The sequence below is a fragment of the Sulfitobacter sediminis genome, from assembly GCF_040811725.1.
GTDB classification, from domain to species: domain Bacteria; phylum Pseudomonadota; class Alphaproteobacteria; order Rhodobacterales; family Rhodobacteraceae; genus Sulfitobacter; species Sulfitobacter sediminis.
In genome coordinates this window covers 100,835-119,671 of sequence record NZ_JBFNXX010000011.1, presented here as the reverse complement: position 1 = coordinate 119,671, position 18,837 = coordinate 100,835, and the positions used below count along the sequence as shown (strand labels likewise).

Sequence of the window (18,837 nt, the reverse complement as noted above, 5' to 3'; positions counted from 1 at the left end):
CGTCATGAACTCCGATCCGAGGCTCGTGTCAGGCTTTCCGGGTCAGGTCCTTGTCGAGCATCTGCTTCATCTCGGTGATCAAGTCCGCGAAATCGTCGATCATCCTCGATTCAACGTCTTTGTTGTGACCCGGCCCTTTCCAGGGACCTTTGTACCTTGGACCGTTCATGATCCGGACGATATTTTCATCTGTCATTTCTGTAACCCCAAATCTGAAAAGTGAGTTTTCAAGCGAATAATACAGGGCACGGAACCCCCGCCCATGCTCCTGAGCCTCCTCATCAGAGGCCTGTTTGTCAAGAAATGCACGATCCCGTCACCCTGCCGGCAGGGCGTTCGAAGCAGGTGGAATCCGGCAATTGGGAGTTCAGTCGCATCGGAAACCGCCTCCGACAGTCACCGGGCCTCGTAGCTTGTCAGCCGCAGGTAGCCGTATCTGAAGGGCCCCTCCGGCAGATGCCAGATCGCCTCGCCTTCACTGGCCAGCCGCCAGCCACCGAAATCGCGGTAGTTTCCTAAAGGCGTGCTCCATCGGAGAATGCGCAGTGTTCCGTCCTTCTCCAGCATCCCCCGGTCGTCCGAGATGAAATCGACCAATTCGCCCGCTGCATTGAAGATCAACTCGGCCGATACGGCGTTGTCGCCGACGGAATAGGTGACGCCCGCCCGGCGCTCGTCGATCTCCGTCCAATCGAGGCGCGGATCGATAAGGCGGGAGGGCGCGAAAAACGCCAGGTCGTTCAGGATCGTGACCGTTTCGGTTCGGGTCAGCTCCGGTCCGCCGATGTCGACGACATTGAAAAGCCCGGCAAGGCGTACCCGCATTGTCGCTCCGTTCCGGCCGAAATCGTGCAGGACAGCCACCGGCAGCCCTTTCATGCGCGATGTCATCAGAAACAGACGCTCCGGCGTGTCGAAACGTTCGTATTGCAGCACCGGGCCCGGCATTCCCGCCGCATTGGGGGCGTCGTACATCTCGGCATCAAAGCGCGTGGTGATTTCGGTTACGATGGGCCGTCCGATGGAGCCGGTCAGAGCGATGTATTCCCTGACGGGCTTCGGCAGATGCGCAATGTCCTCTTCGGTGAGAGTGTCGGCGGCATCGCGCGGGATCGCCATCGCCTCCGCTCTGCGGGTCTCGAAGGCCCGCGGCAGGCTGTTCGACCGGGTCGCAAACCAAAGCCCTGATCCAACAAGCGCGACAATGCCCAATATCCAGATCATCGAACTTCTCCTCACATGCCGTCGCCCTCGGTCCCGACGAAACCCTTTACCAGGTCGGCCACTGTGTCATCCCGGCCCAGCCAGATATGTCCACCGGAAGGGAAGATCATCAGTTCTGCGCCGGGAATGCGGTCCGCGAGAAGGCGCGCGGTGCCGGCCGTCCCGAAGAGATCGTCCTCGCACGAGACGATCAGCGTTGGCACGGCGATGCGCTCGTAAGCGGTGGGCGAAGGCGCGCCGGCCCAATGGCCGTCGTTCTGTAGTCCATTGATCTTGCGGCTGATCGGAAAGAGCTGTTCGAGAATGGCTTGCGCCCTTCGCTGTTCTTCCGTTGATACGGTATCGAGAAGCGCCGGATCTGTGGCCAGCAATGTCCGCATCAATTGCGCCGGGGTCAGGCGGAGCAGAGACCAGAACCAGAAATCAGACCCCAGAACAGCGCGCACGGCCAGCCGTTGCAGCCATGTGAATTCCACCGGGTCGCGGTTCGTGAGATTGGCCGCCGGCACCAGCAGACCCAGATGCGAACATCTGCCAGGGTGCCGCAGCGCGAATTCGGCCGCCGTCAGCGCACCGGCAGAGCCCCCCAGCACGGGGAGCCTGTCGATCCCCAGATGATCCAGCAACGCGACAAGGATGTCCGCCTGCTGAGGCGGCGACGCATCGGCAGGGAAGGCGCTGCCGAGGTATCCAAAGCGCGAGGGGGCGATGATCCGAAACCCCCGTTCCCGTATTTTTGCAGCGAAAAGAAGCCCCTGATCAAAACCGCCACCTGTGCCATGGATCATCATCAGCGGTGGACCGTCCCCTGCCACGGCGTATTCCAGCGGACCCAAGCCGGTGTCGATAGCGCTCGACCGGCCGAGCAATCGGCCTTGCGCTTGTTTGCGTGCTTCGCGAAAGGCCCCGGTTGCATAGCCGGCCGAGGCTAGCGCGAGTCCCACGAAACCGCCGATCAAGGCGCGTCGTGTCACCATGACGTCACCCGCGCGCCTTTCGGATCGGCTTTCTTCCAACGGCTGGCTGCAAGTGTTTCCCCATCCGGAACAGCTTCCCGGCCATCATGATGGCAGCGCGTAAGAACTCTGCAGGCGGCAGAAAGCATTCCCGAATGCGCGTCACGATCTGCCGCGAGGCGTTCGAACATCCGAACGAACCCCGACGTGCCGCAGGCCCCGCTGACGCGACCAGAATTGGCGCGACCGAAGCGGTTCAATGTTTTCCGCCGAGTGGCATTGACCTGAGTCCTCGCATCAGACGATCACCTCGTTGACAGGCCGCCTCAGTGACATCGGCATCGTGGGCGCGCGCCCGAAACGGATGACCAGATCGGGGCGCGCCTCAGGCATGCCCAGCCAGGCGGCGAACGCGAGGCGAACCGACAGGGCTTCGGTGGGTTGGTTAAGATGCGCGTTTCGAATGCCGAGCGCCGTCGCCTGCAAGGCAAAGCGCTCGAAACTGCGCCCCACCTTGATCCAGTGCTCCGGATCAGCCTGGTCCGCGACGAAGACGGCGATGCCGGCGGACGAGCGTATCTGGTCTACGTATTTCTGGTTCTCCGCTTCTTTCTGGAAGAATGCGTCGAAAAGGTAGCCGCCGATCCAGTCGGGCGCGACCGGATTGCCCGCACAGGCAGAGAAAAGCCCGTCGCCTTCCGCGACCGCGCGGGAAGGGCTGAAACGCAGCCAGTCTCGCAATTCTTGCACGAAGGCCGGGTCGTCCATCTGGGCGCTGTTGCCAGCGATCACGAAATCGATGATTTCATCGCGCTTGCCAACGTTAGTGATGAGTTGCACCGATACACCGTCCTCCTTCGCCGCCGCTTCCAAAAGGCGCATGTCCTCTGCCGAGACAGGCTGTCCATCGTAGAGGCTGCGGGTGGACTGGCGCAGCGGGATGGCCTCGTAGAGTGTCCCGGCGACGGGCGCTGCGGCGGCCAGGTTGATGTCGATCCGAGTTTCGTCTTCATCCTCGACCGCAATTTCGGCAGCCCGGCCCGCGGCGGCTGCGGCCAGCGCAAGGTTTTCCGCAGCACAGCCTAGGCTGACGTAGAGATGATGGTCATCCGGGTCGACGACTTCTGTACGCCGTGTCAGGTCTGGCAGGATGCTGATACGCTGATCTTCCAGCCGAAACCGCCAGGGTTGGGTGTTATGTCCGTTGGCCGCGAGCGTCGCCATCCGAACGAGGTCGGTCAACTCCGGATCGGCTGACAGAAGCTGGCGTTGCCGCGCCACCTCCTTTCTGTAGCCGTCCATGCGGGGCCAGAACCCATAGCCGATGCCGCCAAGTGCCGCGAGTGAAAGACCAGTTCCGATGACAGTCCTGCGGGACACAAGTGCCATGTCGGGCTCCCCTGCCGAGAATCACGGGGGTATCTGACCGCTTCTCCGGGTATGCGCCTTGATAAAGCGCAAACCGGGGCCGCGTCCTCGGCGCCTTGGTGAAAAGGTAGCGCTTGCGTCCGGATGCGCCGCCCCGATCCGCTGGACCGTTTTCCGCAGTCTCCCTACATCAGGGCCGCGAAAGGATCATCGACCACGCCCGTCAATTTGACCGTTGTCTCCTCCGCACCGGATGCGAACCCGTCGATCACCGTCTTGGCTTCGAGCAGACTGCCCGGTCGATCGCCGGTATCATAGACCGCAAGTGCGGAAGTTGCCTGGGCGACATTCGAGATCCCCTGGATCGCCGCAAAGTACAGCCCGATGTCGATCTGGTCCTGAAGTGTGATCTCGTCAGGCGATCCGGCCCTCACGCCATCGCCGAGCGCGCTGAAGAACTGTGCCGGGGTGATGATGCCAAGTTCCAGCAGCCCGCCCCAGAACAGACGCCCGGCCAGATCGCCCCCGCGGTCGAAGAAGTTCTCGTAGGCCTCTGCGACGATCTCATTCGAACTCGGCGCGCTGCCGTAAAGCGCGATTGCCTCGGGGCTGTCGATGAACGCCTGCGCGATGGTATCGAGCGCCACGCCATTGGCGAGTTGCGTGGCCCAGAAGAGCAGCCCCAGCGCATCCGGCGCGCGGTCGTAGAGGCCGATGTAGAACATCGTGATCATCTCGAGCTGCGCTTCGGTGATGCCTGCGGCCCCGGCGATCTCGGCCAGATCGACCTCCGTTCCGGTGTCGGGGTTTTCCGTGGGATTATCGCTGAAACGGATGATCTCGATATCGACCAGCCTGTCGCTGCCGCTGCCATCGGCGCGCCGGTCCGTGACGATCGTGCCCGTGGGTGTGACGGTGATCGTGAAGTTTTCGGCAGGGCCCTGGAAGACCGCGACATCGCCGTCGCCCGCGCCACCGTCCAGCAGATCGTTCGCGCCAAGGCCGATCAGGGTGTCATTGCCGCCCAGACCGAACAGGCTGTCGCCCGCCGGTGTCCCGATCAGCAGGTCATCGGTCGCCGCGCCGGTCTGATTGCTGTCGTAGACCGGTAGGGAGAGAAGGACGCTGGCCTCCGGCCCCGCCCCAATTCCGGGATCGTTCACCAACAGCGTCACATCCAGCGCAGGGCTGATGGCATGATCGAGCGAGATGCTTGAACGCAGGTAGAGCGTATTGCCGTCGATCTCGAAGAAGCTTGCATCCTCGCCCGAAAAGCTCAGGATGTTCGTCCCCAAGGCATCGTCCGTCACGGTGAGCGTCGCAACAGCGGTCCGACCTGGCCCGTAGGTGCCTTCGCCAAGCCCGTCGACAAGCGGCGCCACGGTCAGCGTCGGGGGATCGTTGGCATCCGTCACCGCGATGCTGATCGTATCGCTGGACGCCATTCCGCCGGGCACGCTGGAATCGGCGACGGTGATCGTTGCTTCCAGAAGCGGGTTTGTCTCGAAATCCAGCACGCTGCCTGCCCGGATGAAGAGGTCGCTGCCGTTGATTTCGAAGAAACCGGCATCGGGGCCGGTAATCGACACCGTGTTGCTGCCGCCCGCATCGTCGAACACCTGAACGTCACCAACCCTGATCCTCAGGGCTGTGCTTGCGTCCTCGGCGATCTCGCTCAGTGTTCTGAACACCTCGACCGACGGTGCCTCGTTGATATCGTTCACGGTCAGCGAGAAGGGAGCGCTGTCTTCGAAGGTGGACCCGAGCGCCGGGTCGTCCAATTCGACGACGATGTCGAGAGAGGGATTGCCTTCGAAATCGAGCGCTGTGCCCGCGCGCAGGAACAACTCCATGCCGTCGATCTCAAAGACCCCTGCGTCCGGGCCGGTGATGCTGAGCAGGTTGCTGCCGAGCGTGTCGTCGGTGATGGCAAGGTCGGCCACCTTGAGACGGGTGGCGATAACGGTGTTTTCGTCCTGCGCTGTCACCAGCGGCGTCAGCGTCAAAAACGGTGGGTCGTTGACAGCAATCAGCGTGATCTCAAGATCGGCCGGATCAGAAGCCGGAAACGTAGCATCCTCGAGCGTTGCGCGGATGGTTCGGGTGCCCGAGAAATCCGTGTCGGTGTTGGCATAGGTCAGCGCGGCGATCAGCTTTTCCGCGGTGTCGTAGGGCGTACCGCCGGCGCGGCTGAGCGTCACGATGAGGTCTTGACCGCCAACCCCGGTCGCTCCGGCCGCAATCGTTCCGACCGGTTCTCTGAAGGTGTTTTCGATGCGTGCGCCGTCGAACTGACCTTCGAACACCAGACCGGCGACCGGCGCAAACCACATCGCCTCGGCAGCCGACCCTCCGCCAACGAGCTTGAAAACCAGTGTCAGGTGATCGTCGTCGTCATTGTCGATGACCGACACGCTGGCATCTGCATCGACGACGACGGCTCCGGCACCTTCGAGATAGTCGATTGTCGGTCCAAACCCGACGATATTAGGCCGGTCCTCGATCCTGATGTCGATATCATCGACGTCGGCATTCCCGTCTCCATCGACCGTGGTCATACGGAAAGTATCGTAAGCGGAGGCGTCGGTATTTGGCAGGAACGAGAGCGCGGCGAGCGTCGCGTTCACGTCAGCCAAGGTGCCGGTGAGTTCGATTGTGCCCGTGTTCTGGCCGGAAATCGTGGCAGGTCCGCTGGTAGAGAAGATACCATTGTTTCCAAGGATCGAGAGCGTGGTGGTCACCGTGGTGCTGTCGATATCGGCGACCGACAGGCCGGGCAATCCGCTGCTCACGCCATCGAAAAAACGTGGAAATCCTGTCGGCACCGTGTTCACCGGCGGCGCGGTGATTTCAACGGAAAAGCTGACCGGCTCGGCGATACCGGCAAGGCTGGACGATCCGTCGGAAAGGGAGACGTCGAAGGTATGCGTACCAAGTTCGGCTGAGCTGTAGGTGATGTTCTGCAGAATTGTGGCTACGGATTCGGGACCATCGCCTGTGTCGATCACGATAGACAGCGCATTGCCGGATTTTCCATCAAAGCCCCCCCGGACCGAGCCGAGGATGTCACCGTTTCTTTCACCGAAAGCTGTGATGATAAAATCGCCCGCATCGGCGACACCGTCGCCCTGAATTGGAAGGTTGCCGTTCTCGGCCACGACGGTCGGGAAATTCGTTCCGCCCCGAACGCCCAGGTTGCCAAGGTAACTGCTTGTCGGTGTAATGGTCAGGACGCCGCCGCCGAAATTGATCGTGTCCGCATCTGTGACCGTAGCATCGCCACCCGCATCGACCAGGACCGGTACCCCGGCTGCGGTACGGACATCGTCACCGTCGAGGTTGCCGATCACGGGGGGAGTGGATTTCACGCCGATGGTGAAAGTGCCGGAGGTGTCATCGTCACCCCCGTTCGCGGTACCGTCACCGTCCGTGAGGGTCAGATCGAACTGGCGATTGCCAATGCCGGAGGGCGCATCGAAGGTGAGCGCACTCAAGAGGGTCTCGATCCTGGCGGATGTGGCGTCAGAAAGGAAGTCGATCCGAAGGGGAGTGCCCCCTTGTCCGGTGGCGTTGGGTCTGATCAAGCCAACCTGAACACCATCAACCGCGACAGCCTCACCCCCCGCGATTGCGGCATCGCCGCCCGAAGTGACCCGCAGGCCGTCAAACCCCCAGGAACCATTTGCGGTTCCAGATGTCTGACCGATGGTCAGAAACCCAGTGGCGTAATTCGGCGAGTCGATGTCGGAGACCGTCGCGTCGTCAAAAAGGGTCACGTTCTGTGCCCCTAAACCAGAGGAGATGAAGGACACCTCTCCAAAGACATTGCCAACCACGGGCGCATCGTTGACCGGAGTGATCAGAATCGTCTTAGACTGCGTGACCACCCCTCCCACCATATCATCGAGCATTAATGTCAACGTGGCGGATGGGGGCGGATCGTCACTGGAGTTCACATATTTTAGCGTTCCCAGGATGCTATTCATCTGACTGGGAGTGAGGTTAAACGACAATGACTCAGTAGTGTAGGTGGCTCCGTTGAAAACAAACTCAAGGTGACCGACATCGACACCCAGGACCGCTAGGAGCCGGTCGTTATCAATATCTGCAACAGATATGCCCGAAATTGTTGACGGAACCTGTTCTGTTGCAGCGTAGCCCTCTGAAGGAAAGGTAATCTCCGGCGGGTCGTTCTCAGGAGCTACGGTGATCGTGAAAGTCTGCGTGGCACTTGTATCAACGCCACCGTTAGCGGTACCTCCATCGTCCATCAAAGCGACAGAGATCGTCGCCGAACCATTGGCGTTTGTCGTGGTCTGATAGCTCAGCGTGCCATCGGCGGAGATCGTAGGCCCTACTGAAAACAGCGCCGCGTTCGTATTGCCCACGATGTTGAAACTCACCGTCTGCCCCGCTTCCGACGCGCTGATGCCCGTGGCCCAGCCCAGAACCGTTTGCTGTCCGGCATCCTCTAACACCATCTGATCCGGGCCTTTGGTGAAGCGCGGCACATCGTTCACCGCAGAAACCGTGATGGTCGCGGTTTCGACAGCGGTGGAAAGCGACGCACTGCCGCCCGTACTTGCCCCGCCCGTCTGGCCGGCCGTTCCGGTGGTCTTGTCCCACGCCCGGTAGGTGAATGTCGCCGTGCCATTGTAGTCGGCGTTCGGAACAAAACGGACGAGGTTGTTGGTATCCAACAGACGCGGCGCGGAGAGAGCTACGTTGCCGGTCGAGCTCGAGAAGTTGGTCCAGGTGGTTCCGTTGTCTGTCGAATATTGCCAGACACCGTTCGTATTATCGACGCCCGTCACGGCCATCGCCTCGACCGACGTGCCGTCGGGGTCTGAAATGCTGCCGTTGACGATGATCGTCCCGACGGTCGTGCCGGCGTTATTGAAATTCTGCGTGGCGTCGTCGTCGCCGTCCGCGCCGCTGCCGTCATCGTCTCCGGCATCCTCGACGATTGTGGTCAGGACGGGGCTGCCGGAGATGTTCAGGACAGGTGCATCGTTCACCGAGGTGATGTTGATCGTGACCGTGTCAGCCGTGCCATTCACGGTACCATCGTTCGGCGTGACGGTGAGCGTCGCCGCGTTGATGTCGTTTGCGGCGGTCAGAAAGGTGATCTTGGCAGTGTTGTTGAGATAGGTGTTCAGACTCGACGCCGACCCTTGAAGGGTCATCGACGTGGTGCCCGAATTCGCAACCGTCACGCCTGCGGTCGTTCCGTTCCCGTCGATGGACGCAATCGTTCCGCGGTTGACGGCCAGTGTCAGGGTGATCGTGTCCCCATCGGCATCCGAGATGTTGTAGGCCGAAAGGTCGATGGCGGTGGCGACGTCTTCTGTGGCGGTGTCATTCGGCGGCGTGCCGCCAAGAACCGGCGCGCTGTTCGGCAGAATCGGCGGTGTGACCGAGATCACCACGACTGCACCGTCGTCTTGCGTCAGCGACCCGCTGAAGGATCGTGTCGATGGATTGGATGTATTAAAGATGCCGATCTGTTCGAGAAAGGACTCGACATGCTCCGCATTCACCACGCCCGGAAAATTCGGATTGCGCGTGAGCACGTCCCGTTGGATCGTGATCGTGATCGTGATCGTGATCGTGATCGTGATCGTGATCGTGATCGTGATCGTGATCGTGATCGTGCCGATACCCCTGACCTGGAACCCGAGATCGGTGCCGGAGGTGAAGACCGGAACGGAGTTTCCACCAGCATCGGTTGCAGTGGTCTTGAAATACTCGACACCATTGAAAATCCACCGGTTGGGAGAGCTCAGCGCCGGGGGCGGGTCAAAAATCTGGTCGTTTCCGTCACTGCTGACCAAGGTGACAGTCGCAAGGCCCGTGCCGTCAGAGTCGACAAGGTTCACATCGGAGAAGGGATTCGGAAGCGGGAAATTGCCAGCAGAAACAAGATTTTGTGTTGCGGAATATGTTGGTATGGTTTCTTTTGGTCTCCAATTAATTACTCTCAGGCCGTACTGCCCGGTTTATCTTCAATTGCCCCGCCCGAACTTCATTCCTCATTGGAATAACTCAGTCGATATCGCGACCCCGCACAGATGTACCAGTTGGAGACCGTTGGATATGTCCAGCGTCGAGGAGGAGGCATCCTGGTCCTAGGCGACAATGATGTTACCGTTGGGAAGGACGGCCGCTGCCGGGTCGCGCTAACGTTCGTCACCAGCGTTCTCGGTTGTAACTTTGGTCTCTGGCATATCTTCTCCAGCGCTGTCTTTTTCCCGCATTCAAAAACGCAGTATGAACATGCACTTCCAAGAATGCTGACGGATGAGATGTACCAAGGCACCCCGCGCAGGCCTGGAAAGCGACAGGTTTGTAAGGAAAGGCACCATTTAAGAAGGCGAAGTCTGGCCCGCCGATTTCAGACCACTCTCCGATCTCGCACAAGAACGCCCGACGCCAATGCGAATCCATTGAAAATCAATGACGAAAGACCCCAAATCCCAGCTTGTTACCTTTTGCGATTTTGGGAAGCATCATTTGGGCCTTTCCTGAATTCAACGCTGTCGGCGTGATCAGGATTTCTGAACCCCGGAGCATTCTTGGCTCAGTGAACCGTTCGAGAGCGAAGATGAGCCAGGAAACGCGTACTGCAGGACGCCGTTGATCTTTTTGTGACGGGATGCAGCGAAAGAGCCCTCAGAGTTGCCGGGCTGATGAGACAACAAGGATCGTCGCGGCTGGTTAGGGAAGGGAGGAGAATACCTCGTCCTTATTGCAAAGCTTCATAGAAATGTCGTGTTGGTGGTTCACGGCAATTTCGCCTGCAAGAGCCGTCAGCAGTTACATGTCTTTTGAACGAGCCGCTCGGTACCAGAGGCAACGAAAGACTAGCGAATCGAGTCGTTCCATATTATTAACTAACTGATGGTTATTAATGATGCACACAGCTCCACCCCCGCAAGCCTTCGCCGCGCGCATCGAGGGATGGCTCTTTCCATGATTGAAAGAGTACCGGGCACATCCCGATCCGACCTCGCCTCAGCACTCGGTTTTTCGGAGATGGCCGCAACGCGGATTGTGCGCGAGCTATTGGCGGCAGGCCTTGTCGAGGAGTTCGAAAGCCCCGGGAAGACGCGAAAAAAGAAGCGATCGGTCGGGCGCCCGAAGACCGGCCTCCGGATCGTTCCGGCGCGTATCTTTGCCGTCGGTATTACCGTTTCGGCCTATCACTCGGAGGTTTCCATTTGCGATGCAGCGGGGGAGATCAGGGCCAACCGGATGGTTCTCAACCCGCCGTTCGAAACACCTGAGAGTGCGGCACGCGTCTACGCAGAGGCGGTACGGCTGCTGATCGAGGAAGCCGACGTGGACCTTGAACGCATCATCGGCATCGGTATCGCGCTTTCCGCGCGGACGGACCCTGACCGGTGTGAAATCCTAAGGTCGGAGTACTTTGGCTGGGCCAATGACGGCGGCCGCTTCTGCAGCGAGATACGCAAGTTCATCGACCTGCCGATCGAGATCGAGAACATCGCGAATGCCCTGGCCATCGCCGAAATGCGCTTTGGCGCGGCGCGCGAGGCAAGCGCCTTCGCGCTGGTGCATGCCGCGACCTTCGTCGGCGCCAGCATCGTGTCGGAGAACAGGATCGTGCGCGGGGCGACGGGGGTTTCGGGCCTTATCGGTCATTTCCGGTCGACACCCACTGAGCTGACCTGCGTCTGCGGTCGGTCGGACTGTCTTAACCTCAATGCAACCGGATTTGGGGTGCTGGGGCGCCTTGGTCTGCTCGATGAACCGAGTTTCGATAATGCGCATCTTTCCTACTACGCCGGTACCCTTCTGGAGGTGCTCAGCAACCAGACGGCGACCGGGCTCGTTTCCGAGGCGGGCGCATGCCTTGCGCCAGCGATCGACAACATCGGAAAGCTGCTCGGTCCGGAAATGGTGATCGTCAGCGGCCAACTCGGGAGCGACGCCATCTATTTTGACGGAGTGAAGCGCGCCTTGGAAACGCACTACGATCTGGGGTCCGACGCAGCCTTCCGGCTTGTCCGAGGCACCATTCGCCCTGAAAGGTCAGCGGCACTGCTCGCGCTTCACACGTTCTGTTATTCGGACCGACTTGACTATGACCGGCTGGTTGACACGGCCGCACCGCGGAGTTCGGCACGTGGCTGAGGCCGGGATACGCCGCATCCTGAATGCGGTTCTGGCGATCACGGCGCTCGCTCTCATCGGATTGACGCTCTACAGTGCCTTCTTCGGGGTGTTTCCCGACGGCATCCAGCGGAGCGCGCATCTGTTGCTCATCATGATCCTCGTCGCCGGGTACACGCTTCAAGACAGCTACGACCCGGACCGTCTGCCGGGCCGCCACGCCAACCTGCGGCGGCTGATCATGCTCCTCGTGATGGCTGGCGGGTTGATTGCGACGGGTCATCAGCTCTTCAACTTCGAGGCCATCAACAACCGCTACGGGGCGATCACCGACTACGAAGTTATTCTGGGGTGCCTGCTGATCGTGGCACTCTTCGATGCCTGCCGCCGGACCATTGGCTGGCCGATCGTGCTGCTGGCCAGCGGATTCATCCTCTACGGGCTCTTCGGCAACTATCTTCCCTCGCCTTTCGGACATCGCGGCTATTCGGTCGAACGGGTGATGTCGCAGATCTATCTCGGGGGCGGCGGTGTCTTCGGCACGCCCCTCGGTGTCAGCGCGACCTTTGTGACAGGCGTGGTTGTGCTTGGCGCGCTTCTCGAAAAAACCGGTGCAGGCCAGGTCCTGATGGACTTTGCGACCGCCCTGACCGGGCGTCTGCGCGGTGGGCCCGCCAAGGCTGCCGTTGTCGGTTCAAGCCTGATGGGCATGATCTCGGGCACCGCAGTCGCCAACGTCCTGACCACGGGGCCGATCTCGATCCCGCTGATGCGAAAGAGCGGCTACCGCAAGGAAGCGGCAGGTGCCATCGAAGCCGTCGCATCGACTGGGGGTCAGTTGATGCCGCCCGTGATGGGCGCGGCTGCCTTCATCATGGCCGAGTTCACCGAGACCTCTTATCTGACGATCGCCAAGGCCGCGTTCCTGCCCGCGGTGATCTTCTATGCGGTGCTGCTGGCCATGGTGCATTTCGAGGCGGTCAAACGGAAGATCCCCGTGCTGCGCGATGCGGACTCGGTCACCGATTGGGCATCCATTCTGCGCCGTTCCTATCTGCTTGTCCCGCTTCCCGTGTTCGTCAGCATGTTGCTGAACGGCTATTCGATCATGCTGTCGTCTTTCTGGGCAATCGTTGCGTCGGTGCTCGTCAGCTACCTGTCACGGGAAACCGCGCTGACGCTGCCCCGCATGATCGAGACAGCAAAGGCCGCGGCAAGCGCTGTCATTCCCGTGGCCCTTGCCTGCGCGGCCGCCGGTGTGATCATCGGGATCATCACGCTGACCGGTATCGGCCTGAAGTTCTCCACGCTGGTGGTGTTGCTGTCCGGTGGCTCCCTGCCTGCCGCACTTGTCCTGACGATGTTGACCTGCCTTGTGCTGGGCATGGGCCTGCCCACGGCGGCAGCCTACATTCTCGTCGCGACGCTTGTCGCGCCTGCATTGGTCGATCTTGGTGTCGGGCTGCTGCCTGCGCACCTCTTCGTTCTCTACTCGGCCATGTTGTCCTCGATCACGCCGCCCGTGGCCCTTGCGGCCTATGCCGCCGCCTCCATCGCGCAGGGCAATCCGCTCAAGATCGCTGTGCTGGCCTGCCAGTTCGGCATGGCGGCCTTCGCGGTCCCCTATTTCTTTGTCTATGACCCGGCCATCCTGGGGATCGATGTCGGTGCGGGCCGGATCGTGTTGTCGTTCGTCACGGCGATTGCTGGGGGTATCTGCGCCAGCGCCGCGATGCTCGGGCAATTCTCGATTCGTCTGACCTTCATCGAGCGGCTTGGTTTTGCCGCGGCGGCGATCCTCTTCATGAGTTCCGACTGGCTCTTCGATCTTGCCGCCTTTGTCATCTTTGCAGCGCTCGCCGCCGTTCAGTCGCGGCTTTCCAAACGATCAACAACAGAATCCGGACTGCAACCGGAACAGCTCACACCCAAGGGAGACACCCAATGAAGATTGACCTGAAGATAGGCCTTTTGGCCGCCGTTCTCGCTCTGCCTGCCACTGCAAAGGCGCAGGAGTACATTTCGATCGGTTCCTGCCCGGTCACCTGCACCGCCTACACCTGGTCGGCGGGCATCGCCGACGTGATCAACAAGAACGTCGACGGCGTGGAAGCGACTGCGGAGGAGACGAAGGGCTATGTCGCCAACATCGCCCTCATGCAGAACGGAGAGCTGGAAGCATCCATGGCCACCTCGCTGTCGGCCTATGAGGCATGGGCCGGCACGGGCAACTACGCAGGGTCGGAGCCGGGCAGGATCCTTGCCTGGATGTCCATCGCACCTGTCGCCATGCATATCATCGCGCTTCAGGACGGTCCCGTGAACTCGGTCGCCGATCTCAAGGGCAAGCGTATCGGCATGGGGCAGCCCGGTGGTGTTTCGATGCTGGACGCCAACGTGCTGATGGCAAAGGTGGCCGGAGAGGATTTCGAACCCTTCCGCGTGCGTCTGGGTGACATGGTCGACATGCTGAGTGACGGGAACATCGATGCAGCACTGTGGAACGGGTCCTTTCCCCTCGCACCGGTCATCAAGCTTGCGGCCACCCGCGACCTCAAGCTGATCCCGGTTGAGGACAGCTTCTTCGAAGAGCTGCGCGCCGACTACCCGCCGTATTTCCGCCTCTCCATTCCGGGCGGGACCTACGAGGATGTCGCGGAAGACACGCCGACCTATGGTCTTGCCAACGGGCTCGTGATCTCGGCCGACGTTCCGGAGGAGCGGGTCTACGAGATGACCAAGGCCGTCTTTGAGAACCTCGAGGCGCTTGCGGGCGTTCACCCTGCCTTTGGAAAGATGTCCAAGGAAACCGTCCTGAACGGCTTCGGCTCGCCCCTGCATCCGGGCGCACTGCGCTACTACCGAGAGATCGGCGTGCCGGGCATCGAGGACTTCGTTGCGAGAACCGGTGGCTGACCTTTCTCCCGTCGCCATCGCCCGGACCGGTTTCCAGCCGGTCCGGGACACAGAACGCCAGTTAGCCTGAGGGATACCCATGACGCGCCCGAACATCCTTGTTATCCAGGCGGATCAGTTGACCGCGCTTTGTCTTGGTGCCTACGGCAAGCCCTACGCGATCACGCCCAACATCGACCGGATCGCCGAGCGCGGCACGACCTTCGCCAACAGCTACTGCAACAATCCCGTCTGCGGACCATCGCGGGCGTCGATGATGACGGGGCGTCTGCCCTCCGGCGTGGGCGTATTTGATAATGGCGCCGAGTTCCTCGCCTCCGAGCCGACCTTTGCCCATTACCTGCGGACACTGGGGTACAAGACGGTGCTGGCAGGCAAGATGCATTTCGTGGGACCCGACCAGTTGCACGGGTTCGAAGAGCGGCTGACAACAGATATCTACCCGTCGGATTTCGCCTGGACCGCGGACTGGGATCAGACGGACGAGCCCTATGCGCCTTCGGTGATGAGCCTTCTGAGCGTGGTGGAGGCCGGGCCTTGCGAACGCAACCTCCAGATCGACTATGACGAGGAGGTCTTTCACGCGGCAAAGCAGGAGCTCTACAACCACGCGCGGTCGACCGATGACCGGCCCTTCATGCTGCATGTCTCCTTCACGCAACCGCACAACCCGTTCGTTGCGGGGCGCAAGTACTGGGACATGTACGAGGGCGTCGATATCCCGGACCCGGAAGTACCGTATATCCCATACGAGGAAAGGGACCCCTGGGCGCAGCGGTACTACCTTACGATCCGGCAGGACGAATTCGACATCACACCCGAGCAACTGAGAAACGCGCGCCGTGGGTACATGGCGATGGTCACCCACATAGACGAGCTGATCGGCGGGCTGATCGAGACGCTGGAAAGCATCGGGCAGCTTGAGAACACCTATGTGATCATCACCTCCGACCATGGTGAGATGCTGGGCGAGCGGGGGATGTGGTACAAATTCAACCCGTTCGAGGCCTCGGTGCGGGTGCCGCTGATCATGCAGGGGCCCGGCGTGCGGGCCGGGCACCGCGAGCAGGCGCTGGCCTCCCTCGTGGATCTGCTGCCGACCTTCACCGACATCGCCAGCGAGGGGACGTTTGACGGCTATGCCGCGCCGGTCGATGGCCGCAGCCTTTTGCACCTGCCGGAACGGGACGGCCCTGAGGACAGGATATTCATCGAGTTCAATGGCGAGGGCCTTTATGCCCCCGCGCTCATCATGATCCGGGGCCGCTACAAGCTTGTCCACAGCCGGACCGATCCGAAGATGCTTTTTAATCTTCGTGCCGATCCGCTTGAGTTGAACAACCTGGCGGAAGACCCGGCCCATGCCGATCTGGTCGCCGAGATGTTCGCCGAAATGCAAACCCGTTGGGACGAGGACGATCTTGATCGCCGCATCCGGGCCTCGCAGAAAAAGCGGCTTTTTGTGCAGGATGCCATGAAGCACGGTCGTTTCCCCTATTGGGACTATGGACCGCCCTATGATCCGTCCAAGGTCTACGTACGGGGCGGCACCGACCCCAGCACGACGGCCACAAAGCAGCGCGGCCGCTTTCCTTACGTGCCGGTGACACCGCCGCAACACCCGCGTGGCACGCGCTGAGCCCCGGCTGAAGACGCTGGACCTCAGCGAAACTGCATGCACCATGGGCCGATCCGAAAGGCCGAGTGATCAGATGAAGACGTGCTGCACGCCCCCGCGCCCTGCGCCAGCGCCGCAGGGAACACAGAGACCGGCGCAAGGGGCGGCGACAGGAGCCTGCATTGCGAAAGATGCCGTACCCATTCCCGGCGGTCTGGCGCTGGTCGGAACGGCCCATTCCATCTTCGACGCTGACGGCGAAGGACCGCTTCGCCGCAAAAAGCTGTCGGAATTCCGGATGGCCTCAACGACTGTGACGAACACGCAGTTCCGGTCGTTCGTCAAGGCCACGGGATACCAGACGGATGCGGAGCGCATCGGGGACTCGCTCGTGTTCCAAGGCCTGCTGCCAGAGGGGACGCCGCCCACCCGTGCCGTCTCTGCGGCGCCCTGGTGGCGCGTCTTGCCCGGAGCAAGCTGGCGTCGCCCTACGGGGCCTGACGGTCCCGCGGCTCTGCCCGATCATCCCGTCGTGCATATCTCCTGGAGCGATGCCACTGCATTTGCCGCCTGGGCAGGGGGGCGGCTTCCTAGCGAAGCGGAATGGGAACACGCCGCCCGCGGTGGTCTTGGCGATGTCCGCTTTCCGTGGGGAGACGATGAACCCGACGACGCGGCCTTCCAGCCCTGCAATATCTGGCAGGGCCGGTTCCCCCATCAGGACCTCGGCCTCGACGGGTATCGCGGTACGGCGCCGGCGCGCTCCTTCGAACCGAATGGCTACGGGCTCTACAATATGGTCGGCAACGTCTGGGAATGGACATCCCAGCCGTTCAAGGTTCGGTCGCTGAAGAAATCCGTCAAGGCCGCACATGAAGGCAAGACGGGCTTCAAGCTCTGCAAGGGCGGATCGTTCCTCTGCCACAAGAGCTATTGCTTTCGCTACCGGATCGCGGCCCGCAACAGCAGCAGTCAGGACTCCTCGACCTCGCACATCGGATTTCGTCTGGTGTTCGATGGTGTCTCGGACATCCAGCGGCCGCAGTAGGAAATTAACTCCGGCACCTCGAAGATCAGCCTGGCCCTTCCGCCGGTCTGCATCCGTTCGCCATCCAGGGCTTGCGACCGCAATACCATCATCCGCCTCGACCGAAATGCGCCTCCATCCGGTCAAAGGCGAGGTTGATGACGTCGTCTTCCACACAGTAGGCCATACGGACATGGTTCTGGCCGGAAGGGCCGAAGGCGCTGCCCGGCGTGACGGTGACGCGCGCTTCTCGCAAAAGATCATGGGCGAATTTCACGTCGTCCGTTGTCCCGACGCGCAGCCTCGGGAACACGTAATAGGCGCCTTCGGGGCGCTGATAGTCAAAGACATGCTGCATCGCATCCAGACGGTCGCAAATCAGCCGCCGCCTGCGGTCGAGGATGGTTTCGAATTCTGTCAAATGCGACGGCTCCGTCCTCAGCGCCGCAAGTGCCGCGATCTGCGAGATCCGGGGCGTGCAGATCATTGTCAGATCATGCACCTTGACGATCTCTTTGCGGATTTGCTCGGGTGCGATCGTGTAGCCGACCCGCCAGCCGCTCATGGCATAGGCTTTGGAAAAGGTGAAAAGATAGACAAGGTTCTGGGAATACTCTGGAGCTGACGCAAGGTTGAAGAACTTGTCGAGGTTGTCATAGGTGAAATGGCTGTAGGGGTCGTCGATCACCAGCAGAACCCCGTGCCTGACCGCGATCTCCGCGACCCCACGCAGTGTGGTCTCGTCCATGATGCGGCCGGTGGGATTGGAGGGCGACACCAGCACGATGGCCTTTGTCCGGGGGCTGATCAGCCGCTCCAGCGCCGCGAGATCGAGTTGCCAGCCCTGATCCTCCTGCATGGGCCAGAAAACCGGACGCCCGCCACAGAACGTAATCTGGCTGATATGGGAAACAAAGCCCGGGTCCGTGACGATCACCTCGTCACCGGGGTCGACCAGCACCTGAAACAGGCTGTTCAGCCCCTCCATATTGCCCGCAGTGATCGTGACGTTCCGCTCGGGATCGACGGACATGCCGGTGCGGCGGGCGTGTTCTTCCGCCACGGCCTCGCAGAGGTCGGGCAGCCCTCCGGGCAGGGCGTACATGCCGATTTTCGGGTCAGCCTCCAACGCTGCCGACACCGCCTCCCGGATCGGCGCCGGTGTCCGGAACGAGGGCAGCCCCCAGGCAAGGGACGCCGCGCCGGGAACCTTGGCGCTGAGGATGGACATCTCCTTGATAGCCGACATCTGCAGCTGCCGCGATCTTGAAGCGATGTGTCCTTTTGGCTCCTGTTTCATCTGCATGAGCTTTCCTTCGGCTTCAGTCTTTTCCTTCCGGCTCTGGTGCCAGCGGGCAGGCGGATGACCCCGGCTTTTGCCACCTCCGCGGGTGCGGCTTGCACATGCGTTTGCTCCGTGCATCCCGGGTGCCAGCCTTTCGGTTACTTTGCGCCATGCCGTCCCTGGCTTCATGATCTCGATCAAGGGCCGTGGATTTGTGCCGGGCGGAAGCATGCGTGGCGCGGCCCCATGAAGCCGGCGCGCCCGATGGTGGCGGTTTGCCAATTGCTTGATGCAAGTCAATCTGCCG

At 61.2% G+C, this 18,837-nt stretch carries 11 protein-coding genes; 5 read left to right on the top strand and 6 right to left on the bottom strand.

Going from position 1 to position 18,837, the window contains the following annotated elements:
- Nucleotides 1-28: 28 nt before the first annotated feature.
- The 5 genes from AB2B41_RS14975 to AB2B41_RS14955 all read right to left on the bottom strand — a co-directional run bounded on the left by AB2B41_RS14975 (nt 29) and on the right by AB2B41_RS14955 (nt 9,427).
- Nucleotides 29-196, bottom strand: coding sequence for a hypothetical protein (locus tag AB2B41_RS14975; RefSeq protein WP_367878620.1), 168 nt, complete (start codon nt 194-196; stop codon nt 29-31).
- A 200-nt stretch (nt 197-396) separates the two neighbouring features.
- A complete protein-coding gene (locus tag AB2B41_RS14970; RefSeq protein WP_367878619.1) occupies nt 397-1,224 on the bottom strand; it encodes a DUF6544 family protein in 828 nt (275 codons plus the stop codon).
- Nucleotides 1,225-1,235: 11 nt separating this feature from the next.
- Entirely contained in the window at nt 1,236-2,201 is a 966-nt protein-coding gene (locus tag AB2B41_RS14965; protein WP_367878618.1) for an alpha/beta fold hydrolase, read from the bottom strand.
- Between the two features lie 276 nt (nt 2,202-2,477).
- The gene (locus AB2B41_RS14960; RefSeq protein ID WP_367878617.1) at nt 2,478-3,569 is read right to left on the bottom strand and encodes an Acg family FMN-binding oxidoreductase; all 1,092 of its coding nucleotides are present in this window, start codon (nt 3,567-3,569) and stop codon (nt 2,478-2,480) included.
- 164 nt (nt 3,570-3,733) lie between these two features.
- Nucleotides 3,734-9,427 (bottom strand): DUF4214 domain-containing protein, encoded by a 5,694-nt coding sequence (locus AB2B41_RS14955; protein WP_367878616.1) that lies wholly within the window; start codon nt 9,425-9,427, stop codon nt 3,734-3,736.
- A 1,093-nt stretch (nt 9,428-10,520) separates the two neighbouring features.
- Here AB2B41_RS14955 and AB2B41_RS14950 point away from each other — a divergent pair.
- The 5 genes from AB2B41_RS14950 to AB2B41_RS14930 all read left to right on the top strand — a co-directional run bounded on the left by AB2B41_RS14950 (nt 10,521) and on the right by AB2B41_RS14930 (nt 17,266).
- The gene (locus tag AB2B41_RS14950) at nt 10,521-11,705 is read left to right on the top strand and encodes an ROK family transcriptional regulator (RefSeq protein WP_367878615.1); all 1,185 of its coding nucleotides are present in this window, start codon (nt 10,521-10,523) and stop codon (nt 11,703-11,705) included.
- On the top strand, nt 11,698-13,632 hold the full coding sequence (locus AB2B41_RS14945; protein ID WP_367878614.1) for a TRAP transporter permease: 1,935 nt from the start codon (nt 11,698-11,700) through the stop codon (nt 13,630-13,632). Before AB2B41_RS14950 ends, AB2B41_RS14945 begins: the two co-directional genes overlap by 8 nt.
- Complete coding sequence (locus AB2B41_RS14940; protein ID WP_367878613.1) at nt 13,629-14,600, top strand: TAXI family TRAP transporter solute-binding subunit; 972 nt, start codon at nt 13,629-13,631, stop codon at nt 14,598-14,600. The genes AB2B41_RS14945 and AB2B41_RS14940 overlap by 4 nt, the downstream gene beginning before the upstream one ends.
- 79 nt (nt 14,601-14,679) lie before the next feature.
- Entirely contained in the window at nt 14,680-16,239 is a 1,560-nt protein-coding gene (gene betC, locus AB2B41_RS14935; protein ID WP_367878612.1) for a choline-sulfatase, read from the top strand.
- 73 nt (nt 16,240-16,312) lie between these two features.
- Nucleotides 16,313-17,266, top strand: coding sequence for a formylglycine-generating enzyme family protein (locus AB2B41_RS14930; protein WP_367878611.1), 954 nt, complete (start codon nt 16,313-16,315; stop codon nt 17,264-17,266).
- A gap of 88 nt (nt 17,267-17,354) precedes the next feature.
- On the opposite strand, the gene AB2B41_RS14925 is transcribed toward AB2B41_RS14930, so the two are convergent.
- On the bottom strand, nt 17,355-18,494 hold the full coding sequence (locus AB2B41_RS14925; RefSeq protein WP_367878610.1) for a pyridoxal phosphate-dependent aminotransferase: 1,140 nt from the start codon (nt 18,492-18,494) through the stop codon (nt 17,355-17,357).
- Nucleotides 18,495-18,837 lie beyond the last annotated feature (343 nt).